The following is a 13,467-nucleotide window of genomic DNA, read 5'->3' on the forward strand; positions in this document are numbered from 1 at the left end:
CCAGACGAATTGGGAGAGCATCGTGACCGAGCGAAGCGAGGGAACCATCAGGCCCAGTGCAAGGCACGGCGGCGCCGAGCGGAGCGAGGTGACGCCGTGACCGAGCAGCCGGTGTTCAGCACCTTCGGCTTCAGCGACGAGGAGTGGGGGCTGCTGGTCGGCCTGCCGCACGCGGTGCTGACCGCGGCGACGGCGGCGGAGACCGACAGCACCCGCCGGACCATGGCCGAGAACGCGGCCGGGCTGGAGGCGATCTCGACCGGACGGGAGGCGCCGAGCCCGCTGGTGTCGGCCATCGCGGTCGAACTCGTGTCCCGGGTCGGCGACCCGGAGACCGGTGAGGAACTGCCGATCATCGCCCCGCCGGACCCGCGGGCGATGCTCGCCGACGTACTCGGGCGGGCCAAGGAGGCGGCGGCGCTGCTCGCCGCGAAGGCCGACGAGGGCGACGCCGGGGCGTACAAGCACTGGTTGCTGACCATCGCCGACGAGGTGGTGTCGGCGGCCCGCAGCGGCGGGGTGTTCGGCATCGGCGGCGAGGTCGTCACCGAGTCGGAGCGCCGGTTCCGCGACGAACTGTCGCACGTGCTCACCGATTGACCAGCAGCTCCAGCACGGCCCGCTCGGCGTCGTCGCGACTGTCCGGGTCGGCCACCTCGGCGACCACCCCGTCGTGGTAGAGGTCGACGATCCGGGGGTCCACGTAGGACGCCCGGGCCACGGTGGGGGTGTTGCCGAGCAGGCCGCCCACCTCGCGCATGACGGCCGTCACGGTCCGCCGCCGGGCGGTCGCCGAGGTCGCCGGGGCGGCGCCGGCCAGCCCGGTCGCGGCCCGGACGGTGGCGTGCCAGGTACGGAAGTCCTTGGCGGTCATCGCGCCGCCGCTGGCCTGCCGCAGGTAGCCGTTGATCTCGTCGCTGCGCACGTCGTACCAGTGCCGGCCGGCCCGGTAGCCGAACAGCCGGTCACCGGCGGCCCGACCGCGTCGCAGGTGGCGCAGCACGGCGCAGACGTCCCGGTCGGCCACCTCGCGGACCTGGGCGACGCCGCCCTTGGCCGGGAACTCCAGGACCATCCGGCCGGCCCGGGGCCGGGCGTGTTCGGCGCGCAGGGTCGCCACCCCGAACGTGGGATCGGCACCGGCGGCGTACTGGTCCCCGCCGACCCGGAACATGCCCATGTCGAGCAGCCGGGTGACGGCGGCCAGCACCCGTTCGCGGCGCAGGCCACGGCCGGCCAGGTCGACGGCGACCCGCTCGCGCAGCACCGGCAGCCGGGCGGCGACCTCGAGCACGCGGTCGAACTTGGCCTCGTCCCGCCGCACCCGCCACAGCGGGTGATAGAGGTACTGCTTGCGGCCGGCGGCGTCGACGCCGGTGGCCTGGATGTGGCCGCACGGGTCGGGTGAGATCCAGACCTGCCGCCAGGCCGGCGGGATGGCCAGAGCGCGGAGCCGGTCGAGTTCGTCCGGCGCGGTGATCGGCCGGCCGTCGGGGTCGAGGAAGCTGACGCCACGGCCGCGTCGGCGCCGGCCGTACCCGGGGCGGCTCAGGTCAGTGCGCCGTAACCGCATCCCGCACCTGGCCGATCCGGTCCACCTCGGACACCGCCGCCACCACCTCGTCGGGGCCGACGGCCAGCAGCGCCGGGTGCGGCCGGTCCGCCGGCGCGGGCTCGCCGGCCAGGTCGGACCGCCACAGCACCCGGTGCCAGGGCCGGTCCGGCGGCGGCGCCCACCGCCGCGGCGGGACCGGGCCGAACAGCACCACCGACGGGGTCCGGTACGCGGTGGCGAGGTGCGCGACGCCGGTGTCGCCGCTGATCAGCATCCGGCCGTACGCGACGAGGGTGGCCAGTTCGGCCAGGTCGGTGTGGCCGGCGAGTACGGCGTTCATCGGCAGCCCGGCGCCGCCGGCGACCTCCTCGGCGAGGTCGTGCTCGTCGGCCGACCCGGTGACCACGATGTGGTGGCCGAGCCCGTCCAGGGTCCGGGCCAGGGCGGCCCAGCGGTCGGCGGGCCAGCGCCGGGCGGGGTCCTTGCCGCCGGGGTGCACGATCGTCAGGCCGACCGGCAGCCAGGCCGGCGGGGGCCGGCGCAGCCCCAGGTCGCCGGGGTCGGTGTCGATGCCGTACCAGCGCAGCAGGCGGCACCAGCGCTGCACCTCGTGCTCGTCGTCGTTCCAGCGTGGACCGTCGAGGTGCCCGGCGGCGGGGCAGGCGAAGGCGAGCAGCCGCCCCGGGTTCGCGGCCAGCAGCAGCTCGTGCGACCGCGGGCCGTGCCCGTGCAGGTTGACCGCCACCTCCGGGGTCACCCCGTCCAGCGCCGCCCACTCCCCCGGCTCCGGGCCGGCGCCGGGTTCCGGGCCGCCGCCACCGCCGGGTTCCGGGCCGGCGCCGCCGGCGGGCTCCGGTTGCTCCGCCGGTCCCAGCCCTTCCAGGGGAACCAGCCGGTCCACCACGCCGACCAGGTCGACCAGCGGCACCAGCCAGCGCGGCGCGGCCAGCACCAGGTCCTGGTCCGGGTAGGCGGCCTTCAGGCCGCGCAGCGCCGGCACCACCGTCGCGAGATCTCCGACCCCGAGGGCCCGCAGCACCAGGATCATGGGTAGGACGTCTCCCGGTCGGCGCACAGCACCATCTCGCGTACCGCGCTGCCGGGCGGCTGGCGCAGGGCGAAGACGACGGCGGCGGCCACCGCGGCCGGGTCGTTGAGCACCGCGTCGGCGCCCGGCCGGTACTGCTCCTCGCGGCCGGCGAAGAACGCGGTCCGCATCCCGCCCGGCACCAGCAGGGTGACCCCGACCGAGCCGGCGAGTTCGGCGGCCAGCGCGCGGGTGAACCCGACGACACCGAACTTGGCGGCGCAGTAGGCGGTGGCGTCGGCGACGGCCTTCAGGCCGAGTGTGGAGGCGACGGTGACCACGTGGCCGCGACGCTCGATCAGGGACGGCAGCGCGGCCCGGACGACGGCGGCGGTGCCGAGCAGGTCGACGGCCACCACCCGGTCCCAGTCGGCCGGCGGCACGTCGACCAGCGCGCCCGGCCGGTCCACCCCGGCCGCGGTGACCACCCCGTCGAACCCGCCGGCCGTCTCGGCCAGCCGCCGGGTGGCCTCCTCCGCGGCCCGGGTGTCGGCGAGGTCGCAGGCCAGCCACGGCACGCCCGGGGCCGGCTCCATCAGGTCCAGCACGCAGGGGCGGCCGCCGGCGTCGGCGATCGCGGCGACGACCGCCGCGCCGAGACCGCTCGACCCGCCGGTGACCAGTACGGAAGGGCCGCCGCCCGGTGCGGTCGCGGTCATCCGGCCGCCTCCCCGGCGCCGGCACGGGCCGCGGCGATCATCCGCGTGGTGGAACGGCCGTCGAGGTACGGCACGACGACGGTCTGCCCGCCCCAGCGCCGGACCAGGGCCGCCTCGGGCAGGTCGGGCTCGTCCCCGCCACCGCCGGCGTAGTCGCCGCCCTTGACCCACACGTCCGGACGCAGCCAGGACAGCACCGCGTGCGGGGTGGCCTCGTCGAAGATGACGACCGCGTCGACGCAGCCGAGCGCGGCCAGCAACCGGCTGCGGTCGCCCTGCGGCACGACCGGCCGGTCCGGCCCCTTCAGCCCGGCGACGCTGGCGTCGGAGTTGAGGCAGACCACGAGGCAGTCGCCGAGCCGGCGGGCCGCCTGGAGGGTGGCGACGTGGCCGGCGTGCAGCAGGTCGAAGCAGCCGCCGGTGGCCACCACCGTGCCGCCCCGGGCCCGTACGTCGGCGACCAGCGCCCCGGCCGCCACCGAGTCGCCGTCGGCGCCGTGGTGCCGTACCCCGGCGCCGTCGCCGCCGGGACCGTCCGGTGCGGCGGTGGCCGGCCGGTCACCGCACACGCCGGTCCCGGTCGGGCGCCGGTACGCGGCCTTCACCGCCGCGCCGCTGCCCGGTCCCGGCACCAGCACGGCACCGACGCCGCCCGCCGCGACGTACTCGCTCGCCTCGCGGACCGCCTCCTGCACGGCCTCGGAGACCAGCGCCCCCTGGGCCAGCGCACCGGTGGCGGTGGCGGCGAATAGGTCGCCGGCACCGCAGGTGTCGCCGTCGGCGTTGGCCGGCGCCGGCACCACCAGCGGTGTCGGGCCGGAGTGGCACAGCAGCGCGCCGTCGCCGCCCATCGTCACCGCGACCGCGCCGGCCCGCCAGCGCCGGCGCAGTTCCTGGGCACCCCGGGAGGCGGTCGCCAGCCGGGAGCCGTCCGGGTCGTCGCCGGTGAGCTGCCGTACCTCGGTCTCGTTCGGCGTGAGCAGGCGGACGCCGGGCGCGGCGCGCGGGCCGCGCGGGTGCGGGTCCCAGACGACCGGGGCGGCGGTACGCGCCAGCGCGGCCCGCACCGCCGGTGCGGCGGCGACCCCGCGCCCGTAGTCGCTGACCAGGATCGCGGCGGCGCCGGCGAGCGCGGCCCGGGCGGCGGGCGGCGGCTCGCCGGGCCGGCCGGCGGCACCGCCACGGTCGAGCCGCAGCAGCACCTGGCCGCGGGCCCGCAGCCGGATCTTCTCGGCGGTGGCGCCGGGCAGTGGCAGGACGTGCACCTCGATCCCGGCGTCGGCGAGCAGTTCGCGCAGCCGCGCCCCGCCGTCGTCGTCGGCGAACGCGGTGACCAGGGCGACGTCGAAGCCCTGCCGGGCGGCGAACAGCGCGGCCAGCCCGGCGCCACCGGGCCGGTCCAGCGTGGTCGCCTCCTCCAGCACCGGCACCGGCACGTCGGGGCAGAGCCGGGTGACCATCCCGTCCACGTCGCGGTCGAGCAGGGTGTCGCCGACGACGACCAGGCGGTGCGTCATGTGCTCACCTCGCTTGCCTCGGTTGGGGCACCGAGGCTGCGGATTCCCCCATTCCGGCCGGTCATGTGCTCCACCGTCGGCACGGTGCCGGAAAGGCCGCGCACGGCCGGCAGGTCACGGTCGACGTACTCGCACAGCACATGGGCCGACAGCAGGTGCAGTTCCTGCACGACCTGCGGTTCCGGCGACGGCACCGCGAGGACCTCGGTGCACAGTTCGGCGAGCGGGTTCGGGGCCGGGCCGGTCAGCGCCCAGCAGCGCAGCCCCTGTTCGTGGCCGGCCCGCGCGGCGGCGAGCAGGTTGGCGCTGCGGCCGCTGGTCGACAGCAGCAGCAGTACGTCGTCGGCCCGGCCGTGGGCGCGTACCTGGCGGGCGAAGACCTCCTCGTAGCCGTAGTCGTTGCCGATCGCGGTCAGCGACGACGTCTCGGCGCACAGCGCGATCGCCGACAGCGGGGTGCGGTCGTCGCGTAGCTTGCCGACGAGTTCGGCGGCCAGGTGCTGGGCCTCGGCCGCGCTGCCGCCGTTGCCGGCGACCAGCAGCCGGCCGCCGGTGCCCAGGGTCCAGGCCAGTTCGCCGCCCCACCGGCCGAGCAGGTCGGCGGCCTGCCGGAACGGCCGCAGCGCGGCGGCGAGCGCGGCGAGGTGGGCGTCGAGCACCGAGGGGGCCGCCATCAGGCGACCGCCCCGCTGGTGCGGCGCACGCCGACGACCGCCGAGTAGACGGTGCCGAGCTGGGCGGCGGCGCGCCGCCAGGTGTACGACTGCCGGGCGCGGTCGACGGCGGCGGAGGCGTACGCGAACCGGCGTACCCGGTCTTCGAGCAGGGCGTGGATCGCGGCACCGAGGGCGCGCGGGTCGCGGGGCGGCACCAGGTCGCCGGTCAGGCCGTGGACGACGGTGTCGGTGAGCCCGCCGACGGCGGTGGCGACCACCGGTACGCCGCACGCCATCGCCTCCAGCGGGGTGAGGCCGAACGGCTCGTACCAGGGTGCGGCGACCAGCACGTCCGCCGAGCGGTACCAGTGCGGCATCTGGTCCGGGGGCACCGCGCCGACCAGGCGTACCCGGTCGGCGACGCCGAGCGCGACGGCGAACGCCCGCAGCCGGCGGGCGTGCGGGTCGTCGTCGAGCCGGGCGCCCGGCGGCCCGCCGACGACGACGCACTCGGCGTCGGGGATCAGCCGCAGCGCGGCGATCACGTCCTGGAAGCCCTTGCGTTCGACCAGCCGGCCGACGGTGAGGATGCGCGGCCGGCCCGGCTCGCGCGGGGCGACCGGCCCGGTCGGCGCGAAGACCTCGTCGTCGACGCCGGAGGGCACCACCACGATCCGGTTGCGGGGCACCCCCATCCGGACCAGTTCGCGCACCTCGTCGGCGCACTGCGCGACGACCCGGTCGACGGCCCGGCCGAGGGTGCGTTCGTAGCCGATCCGGCGCGGCGGGCTGGTGTCCATCGTGCCCTGGTGGCGGCGTTTGACGGTGCCGAGCGCGTGGTACGTCTGCACGACCGGCACCCCGGTCCGCCGGGCGGCGGTGACCGCGGCGAGCCCGCTCATCCAGAAGTGCGCGTGGACGACGTCGGGCAGCGGCTCGGCGCCGCCCCACCGCTCGCCCAGCCAGCGGCCGAAGTCGCCCATGTGCGGCAGCAGGGCGTCCTTGGGCAGCGGCTCGGCCGGGCCGGCGGGTACGTGCACGACGTACCCGCCGCCGGGCAGCGGCACGGCCGCCGGCAGGTCTGGCGAGTCCCGCCGGGTGTAGACGCGTACCTCGTGGCCGTCGCGGGCCAGTGCCGTCGACAGTTGCGCCACGTGCGTGTTCTGCCCGCCGGCGTCCTCGCCGCCGGGCACCGCGAGCGGGCTGGCGTGCTCGGAGATCATCGCGATACGCATACTTCCTCCTCCAGCAACCGGTCCCAGTCCGCCAGGAACCGGTCCAGGCCGTAGCGGGTGCGGGCGACCTCGCGGGCGCGCGCCCCGAGCCGGCCGGCCGCCTCCGGTTCGTCGATCAGCCACCGGGCGGCGTCGACGAGGGTGTCGACCCGGGTCGACAGCACGCCGGCCTGGGCCGGGACCGCCTCGACCGCCTCGGTGCTGGCCAGGGCGAGCACCGGCATGCCCATCGCCATCGCCTCGACCAGGCTGAGCCCGAGCGACGTCCACCGGCACAGGTGCAGGTAGGCCCGGCGCTTCGCCACCTGGGCGTGCATCCGGTCCTGCGGTACGTCGTCGTGGACGGTGAGCCGGTCGACGGGCAGCCCGAGCCTGCCCGGCAGCCCGGCCACCCCGAGCCCGTAGACGTCGAGCGGGGCGACCGCCGCGAAGCGGGGCATCAGGTCGGTGCCGGTGACCCGCCAGCGGCGTACCGGCTCGTTGGTGACCACGGCGAGCCGGTCGAGTTCGCCGGTCCAGCGCGGGACCGGTTCGACCACCCCGTGCTCGATGACGGCGGTCCGGGTCGCCCCGGTGTCCCAGAACAGCTCGTTGAAGTGGGTGACGTGGGCGACGAGCAGGTCGTCGCGGTCGGCGAACGGGTGCCGGCTCTGCGGCACCTCGCCCTTGGGGGTGTTGTGCTCGACGTAGACCGCCGGCAGGTCGCGGCCGATCCGGCGGCCGAGCCAGGTGTGGACGAGGTCGACCTCCTCGGGGCGTTGCAGGAGGACGACGTCGATGTCCTCGCGGGCCAGCCGCTCGGCGGTGACCTCCCGTACGGTGTCCGGCCAGTCGTAGGTGCGGGCCCGGCCGAGCCCGTACGTGTCCCGGGCGGCGTTGACCGGCACGAGGTAGCGGTGTCCGCCGTGCACGAGTGCGGTGGTCCAGGAGCCGTGCACGTGCCAGAGGAGGATGTTCACCCGGCACCCGCCACGGGGGCGCCGGCCGGTACGCCGATCAGCCGGACCGCGTCGACGACGCTGTCCGGCTCCACCTTCGACAGGCAGGGGTGGCCGGTGACCGGGCAGGTCGTGGCGCGGGTGTGCCGGCAGGGGGCGGCGGCGTCGCCGAGCCGGACCCACGGCACCCGGTACGGCCCCCACTGTCCGAAGGAGACGGTCGGGGCGAACAGGCTGACCACCGGGGTGCCGACGGCGGCGGCGATGTGCGCCGGCCCGGTGTTGCCGACGACGAGGGCACCGGCGCCGGCGATGATCCGGACCAGGTCGGGCAGTGCGGTCCGGCCGCCGAGGTCGATCCCGGCGGTGCCGGCGACCCGGGCGCACAGTTCGCGCTCGCCCGGACCACCGGTGACCACGACCCGGTGACCGGCACCGGCGAGCGCCCGGACGATCTGTTCGCAGCGGGCCGGCGGGCAGGCCCGGGCCGGCACCGACGAGCCGGGGTGCACGACGACGTACGGCCGGGCGGCGGGGCCGGGGCCGATCCGCAGCCGCAGCACGGGTTCGTCGCCGTCGGGCAGCGCGAAGCCGGCGGCGGCCGCCAGCGACAGGGCCCGTTCCGGTTCGGGGATGCCGAGCGGCACCCGGTGCCGTACGTCGAGCAGCGAACCGGGGTAGTCGTCGCTGATCGCCGCGATCCGCCGTACGCCGGCCATCCGCAGCACCAGGGCCAGCGGCAGCGCCGACTGGTGGAAGGAGGTGAACAGCACCGCCTCCTGGACGCCGGTCGCGGCGAGCCGGTCCGTCAGCCGGCCGACCTGCTCGCGGTCGACGGCGGCCGGGTCGGGGTCGATCCACGGCAGCGACCACTCGACGATCTCGTCGACGCCGGGCAGCAGTTCCGCGGCGGCCCGGCCGCGCGGGCCGCACAACATCACCACCCGGTCGGCGCCGGCCGCCACCGCCCGGATCGCCGGACCGGTGACCAGCACGTCGCCGGCCGAGTCGGGGCGGGCGACCAGCACCCGGCGCGGGCGGGTCCGCCCGCCGGCCCGCGCCCCGCCGACCAGGCGCTGGCGGCGCAGGATCAGGTCGGCCGCGCCGCGCAGGTCCCCGGCGACGGCCGGGGCGGCGGCGATCTCCTCCGGCCGGGTCACCGGGGTCGGCACCAGTACGCCCGCCGCTCCGGCGGCCCCGGCCGCGGTCATGTCGCGGCCGATGTCGCCGACGACGACGCACCGGCCCGGTACGGTCCCGAGTGCCCGGGCGGCGTCGATCACCAGCCCGGGCGCCGGTTTGCGGCACCGGCAGCCGGCCGGCACTTCAGCGTCGGCGGCGGGTTCGTCGTGCGGGCAGACCTGCCAGGTGTCGAACGGGCCGAGCAACTCCTCGATCCGGGCGTTGACCCGGGCGAGGTCGGCCGCGGTGAAGTGGCCGCGGGCCAGCCCGGACTGGTTGGTGACCACACCGAGCCGCAGCCCGGCGGCGCGCAGCCGGTCGAGCGCCTCCCGGGCGCCGTCGAACGGGCGTACCCGGTCCGGGTCGCCGTTGTACGGCACGTCGTGCACGAGCGTGCCGTCGCGGTCGAACAGCACCGCGTCGAACAGGACGGCGCCCGTACGCGGGTGTCCGGCGCGTCGCGCGCCGGATCCACCTCCGGGATCGACCTGCTGAGCTGGCACTTCGGCCGGGTTCCCGGGGCCGGGGCGAGTAAACCTGGCGTCGCGCGGGTCGGCCGCGCCACCGCGCCGGGGTGGCGGACTGCGGCACCGGCGTGGGGTGACTACCCTCTGCGGAGGAAATGTCAGCCTATAGAGGATGCCTTTCATGATCGAGCCCGTGCAGTTACCCACGCCGTGGTGTGACGCGCGCGTCACCGTGGTCGTGCCGACCTACAACGAGGCGGGCAACCTGCCCGTCCTGGTCGAGCGGCTGCTCGCACTGCCGTTGCCGGGGTTGCACATCCTGGTGGCCGACGACAACTCCCCGGACGGCACCGGCGAGGTGGCCGACAAGCTGGCCAGCGACCATCCGGAGCGGATCACGGTGGTGCACCGGCCGGGCAAGGAGGGGCTGGGCCGGGCGTACGTCGACGGGATCGGTCGGGCGCTCGAGGCCGGTGCCGACTACGTGGCGCAGATGGACGCCGACCTGTCGCACCCGCCGGAGGCGCTGCCCGGGATGCTGGGCACCCTGCTGTCCACCAGGGCCGGCGTGGTGATCGGTTCGCGCTACGTGCCGGGCGGCCAACTCGACGAGGCGTGGCCGCTCTACCGCCGCGCGCTGAGCGGCTGGGCCAACTTCTACGTGCACTCGCTGCTGCGGGTCCGCATCCGGGACCTGACCGCCGGGTTCAAGATCTGGCGCGCCGACGTGCTGCGCGACATCGACCTCGGCCGGGTGCAGTCCAACGGCTACAGCTTCCAGGTGGAGATGCACTACCTGGCCACCCGGCTCGGGCACACCGTGCTGGAGGTGCCGATCCGGTTCGCCGACCGCCTCGACGGCATCTCGAAGATGACGACCGCGACCAAGGTGGAGAGCGCGCTGATGCCGTTCCGCCTGCGCCGCAAGCACCGCGGCGTCGGCCGCGCCTGACCCGCCCCGGTCCGCCCGCCGGCCGGCATCCGCGCCGCCCGTCGCCGGTACGCCGGTGGCGCCGCGGGCCCGACCGGGTCGCGTCCCGTTCAGGCCAGCACCACCAGTGCCTCGCGGATGTCGTCGGGTAGCGCGCCGTCGCCCAGGCGGTCGGCGACCGCCTCGACGAAGTCGCTCTCGGAGAGCCGGGCCCGCTGCCCGGCGAGCCGGATCACCTCGATCCCGCCGTCCGGGGTGACGACCACCCCCTGGCCGGCCTCGGCCACCGCGAGCCGGGCGAACCGTACCCGCCACTGGAGCCGCTCCTCGCGTTCGGTGGGCGACTGCGGCACCCCGGCGTCGTCGGCGTGCGTGGCGAGTTCACTGGCCAGGTAGAACACCTGACGGCCGACCGGATAGTCGCCGGCAGCCGTCTGGAGCGTGCCGCGCTCGCCGCGCTCGCGCAGCCGGCGGCGGTTGTCGGCCGAGGCGGCCCGCCATTCGGCGAGCAGCGTCGCCGGCGGCAGGCCGGCCCGCCGGGCGATCCCGCGGGCGTTGCGGTCGTCCAGGTCGGCCCCGCCGAGGTCGTCCTCGAACTCCTCGACCCTGCCGTTGAGCCCGGCGTGCGTGTAGTCCTCGGTGGTGGTCAGATGGGCGAGCAGGTCGCGCCGGTCCCAGCCCGGGCACCGGGTGGGGGCCGACCAGCCGGCGTCGGACAGCCCGCGGTAGAAGGCGTCCACCCGGGCCGCCTCGGTGTCGAGGACGTCGAACGGGTCGATGCCGGCCATCTCCGTCAGGTCGGCCGGGTCGGTCGCAGGGGTCATGGCGCCACCTCCATGACCCGGGTATGCCCCGGCCGGGCCGGTCTCATTCCCCGGCCGCACCGGCGGCGTGGCGCCGCCGGTGCGGCGGCGCCACGCGCGGGCCGGTCAGCAGCCGCAGGTGTAGTAGAGGATGTCCCAGTGGCTGCCTTCCTTGGTGTAGAGGTTGCCGGAGGCCGCCCGGTACTGGTGTCCCCAGCCGGAGATGTAGCCGACGTAGGTGTAGGACCGGGTGATGTAGTTCTCCACGCAGGTGCTCAACCGGATGTCCACCTTGTAGCCGTTCCAGTGGCTGTAGGTGCCGCTGGCGTGTCCGGTCTCGGTGCCGGCGGTGATGGTGACCGCGCAGCCGCTGGCCCGCTTGAAGGTGATGATCCCGGTGATCGTCGCCTGGCGGATGCCGTCGAACGACGTACACGTGGGGACGTTGCGGTTGCTGCATCCGCCGCTGGACGTCCAGCTGATGCCGGCGGCGCTCAGCTGCGACGTCGCGCTGGAGTGGGTGATGGCATGGGCGGGGGTGGAGAAGCCGAGGGCGGTGACGGTGGCGGCGAACACCGCGACCAGCAGGGTGAGCACGCGTCGGGTCGCGCGGCGGGTGGGTGTCATGGGAACTCCGGTTCTCGGGTGGGGGTTTTCTACATGACATGGGTCAACCCTGCAACTTTCCTACCAGAGATCGACGATCTTGCATAGATGGGATCGCCGGTCATCGCCGCGCGATCCGCACATTCCGACTTTCAGCGGTAGATCGCCCGGTGGGCGGCCGAGACCGCCGCCGCGTACAGGCCGCCGCCGACCGCCCGGTCCCGGGCCAGCGCCGCCCGCGCCGCGTTCGCGCCCGGGCCGCCGTGCACCCCGCCGCCCGGATGCGCCGACGCGCTCGCCAGGAAGAGCCGGTCGACCGGGGTGTCCGCCCGCCCCAGCCCGGGCACCGGCCGCAGCACGAGCTGCTGGTACGCCGCCGACGTACCGCCGCCCAGCGCCCCGCCGACCAGGCTCGGGTCGGCCCGCTCCAGATCCCCGGGGCCGGCCACGTGCCGGCCGACGACGAGCCGGCCGAACCCCGGCGCGTACCGTTCGAGCACCGCCTCCATCCGGGCCACGTGCGCGACCACCTCCGCGCCGTCCCACGCCCGCCGGAACGGCAGGTGGGTGTACGCCCACAGCGCCTGGGTACCCGCCGGTGACCGGGTCGGGTCCGCCGTGGACATCTGCCCGACCAGCAGGAACGGTTCCGCCGGCAGCACACCGCGGGCCAGGTCGGCGGCGAACCCGGTCAGCCCGTCGAGGTCGCCGCCGAGGTGGACGGTGCCGGCGCCGGCCGCCGCCGGATCGGTCCACGGCACCGGCCCGGACAGCGCCCAGTCGACCTTCACCGTCGAGCCGTCCCACCGGAAGTGGGCCAGGTCGTCCACCAGCCGCGGCGGCAGCCACCGCCGCCCCACCAGGTCCAGGAACAGGGCCGGCGCCGGCACGTCGGCCACCACCGCCCGCCGGGCCCGGCACAGCGTGCCGCCCCGGGTCCGTACGCCGACCGCCCGCCCCCGCGCCACCAGCACCCGGTCGACCGGCATGCCGTACGCGATCCGGCCGCCCCGGGCCCGCAGCCGGGTCACCAGCGCGTCGGTGAGCCGCTGCGCCCCGCCGACCGGCACCGGCCAGCCGACCTGCTGGCCCAGCATGGTCAGCAGCCAGCCGTACACGCCGCTGCCGACGTCGAGCGGGGACAGGTCGGTGTGCAGGGCGCAGCCGGCCATCAGCAGCGGGCCGCCCTCGCCCCGGAACAGTTCCGCGCCCAGCGTCCGCGCCGGCAGCGCCAGCCGGCGGGCCAGCCGCAGCGCGCCGGCCGTACGCAGCCGGGCCAGCAGGGCCAGCCCGCCCCGCACCGGCGGGATCGGACTGAACAGCGCCGACAGCAGCGGCCCGGACAGCGCCCGCCACTCGTCGTACGCGGCGAGCCAGCGGTCGCCGTCGCCCGGCGCGAACCGCTCCAGCGACGCCGCGGTACGCGCCGGGTCCCGGTTCAGCACCGCGCCCCGGCCGTCCGGCAGCAGGTGGGCCAGCACGTCCGGGGCGTGCGTCCAGCGCAGCCCGGACGCCTCCAGGTCGAGCCGGCGGATCACCGGCGAGGCGTACGCGAGCGGGTAGAACGAGCTGAACAGGTCGTTGAGGTAGCCGGGTGCGGTGATCTCGGCCGACCGCACGGCGCCACCGGCCGCACCGGTCGCCTCCAGCACCAGCACGTCCCAGCCGGCGTCGGCCAGCAGGTTCGCGGCGACCAGCCCGTTGGGGCCCGCCCCGATCACCAGAGCGTCGGCGCCCTGCGCATCCACGCTTCCCATGCCCGATGATTCTGCCGGCTCTGCCGGCCCGCCCGATGAATCTGCCGGTTTGCCGGCGCCTTCCGCGGGGACTA

The 13,467-nt window shown here is 76.2% G+C and carries 13 protein-coding genes; 2 read left to right on the forward strand and 11 right to left on the reverse strand.

The annotated features are described in order from the left end of the window. The first annotated feature begins 96 nt into the window (after positions 1-96). Positions 97-600, forward strand: coding sequence for a hypothetical protein (locus QCD66_RS24925; RefSeq protein WP_375736099.1), 504 nt, complete (start codon positions 97-99; stop codon positions 598-600). Here the strand turns inward: QCD66_RS24925 and QCD66_RS24930 are convergent. From QCD66_RS24930 to QCD66_RS24965, 8 genes are read right to left on the reverse strand one after another with little or no spacing between them, the layout of a single operon-like run. After that, the gene (locus QCD66_RS24930) at positions 590-1,573 is read right to left on the reverse strand and encodes a DNA topoisomerase IB (protein ID WP_364207380.1); all 984 of its coding nucleotides are present in this window, start codon (positions 1,571-1,573) and stop codon (positions 590-592) included. The two genes, QCD66_RS24925 and QCD66_RS24930, sit on opposite strands and share 11 nt — an antisense overlap. Continuing rightward, positions 1,554-2,603 (reverse strand): glycosyltransferase family 9 protein, encoded by a 1,050-nt coding sequence (locus QCD66_RS24935; RefSeq protein WP_375736103.1) that lies wholly within the window; start codon positions 2,601-2,603, stop codon positions 1,554-1,556. The genes QCD66_RS24930 and QCD66_RS24935 overlap by 20 nt, the downstream gene beginning before the upstream one ends. Then, positions 2,600-3,301, reverse strand: coding sequence for an SDR family oxidoreductase (locus tag QCD66_RS24940; RefSeq protein WP_375736100.1), 702 nt, complete (start codon positions 3,299-3,301; stop codon positions 2,600-2,602). Before QCD66_RS24940 ends, QCD66_RS24935 begins: the two co-directional genes overlap by 4 nt. Continuing rightward, a complete protein-coding gene (locus QCD66_RS24945) occupies positions 3,298-4,818 on the reverse strand; it encodes a PfkB family carbohydrate kinase (protein WP_407566798.1) in 1,521 nt (506 codons plus the stop codon). Before QCD66_RS24945 ends, QCD66_RS24940 begins: the two co-directional genes overlap by 4 nt. Next, complete coding sequence (locus QCD66_RS24950) at positions 4,815-5,492, reverse strand: SIS domain-containing protein (RefSeq protein WP_407566799.1); 678 nt, start codon at positions 5,490-5,492, stop codon at positions 4,815-4,817. Before QCD66_RS24950 ends, QCD66_RS24945 begins: the two co-directional genes overlap by 4 nt. Next, positions 5,492-6,709, reverse strand: a complete 1,218-nt coding sequence (locus tag QCD66_RS24955; RefSeq protein WP_364207374.1) for a glycosyltransferase — start codon at positions 6,707-6,709, stop codon at positions 5,492-5,494. The genes QCD66_RS24950 and QCD66_RS24955 overlap by 1 nt, the downstream gene beginning before the upstream one ends. Further along, positions 6,694-7,668, reverse strand: coding sequence for a glycosyltransferase (locus tag QCD66_RS24960; protein WP_364207372.1), 975 nt, complete (start codon positions 7,666-7,668; stop codon positions 6,694-6,696). Before QCD66_RS24960 ends, QCD66_RS24955 begins: the two co-directional genes overlap by 16 nt. Further along, on the reverse strand, positions 7,665-9,332 hold the full coding sequence (locus tag QCD66_RS24965; protein ID WP_364207370.1) for an HAD-IIIA family hydrolase: 1,668 nt from the start codon (positions 9,330-9,332) through the stop codon (positions 7,665-7,667). Before QCD66_RS24965 ends, QCD66_RS24960 begins: the two co-directional genes overlap by 4 nt. A gap of 145 nt (positions 9,333-9,477) precedes the next feature. On the opposite strand from QCD66_RS24965, the gene QCD66_RS24970 reads away from it, so the two are divergent. Beyond that, entirely contained in the window at positions 9,478-10,248 is a 771-nt protein-coding gene (locus tag QCD66_RS24970; RefSeq protein WP_357544156.1) for a polyprenol monophosphomannose synthase, read from the forward strand. Between the two features lie 89 nt (positions 10,249-10,337). Here QCD66_RS24970 and QCD66_RS24975 read toward each other — a convergent pair whose 3' ends face one another. The 3 genes from QCD66_RS24975 to QCD66_RS24985 form a co-directional block, all read right to left on the reverse strand. Continuing rightward, a complete protein-coding gene (locus QCD66_RS24975; RefSeq protein WP_375735339.1) occupies positions 10,338-11,051 on the reverse strand; it encodes a maleylpyruvate isomerase N-terminal domain-containing protein in 714 nt (237 codons plus the stop codon). A gap of 105 nt (positions 11,052-11,156) precedes the next feature. Beyond that, positions 11,157-11,657 (reverse strand): hypothetical protein, encoded by a 501-nt coding sequence (locus QCD66_RS24980; RefSeq protein WP_364207365.1) that lies wholly within the window; start codon positions 11,655-11,657, stop codon positions 11,157-11,159. A gap of 131 nt (positions 11,658-11,788) precedes the next feature. After that, positions 11,789-13,393, reverse strand: coding sequence for a phytoene desaturase family protein (locus QCD66_RS24985; protein ID WP_375735338.1), 1,605 nt, complete (start codon positions 13,391-13,393; stop codon positions 11,789-11,791). Between the last annotated feature and the right edge of the window lie 74 nt (positions 13,394-13,467).

This window comes from Polymorphospora sp. A560 (assembly GCF_045781765.1).
In the GTDB taxonomy this organism is placed as follows: domain Bacteria; phylum Actinomycetota; class Actinomycetes; order Mycobacteriales; family Micromonosporaceae; genus Polymorphospora; species Polymorphospora lycopeni.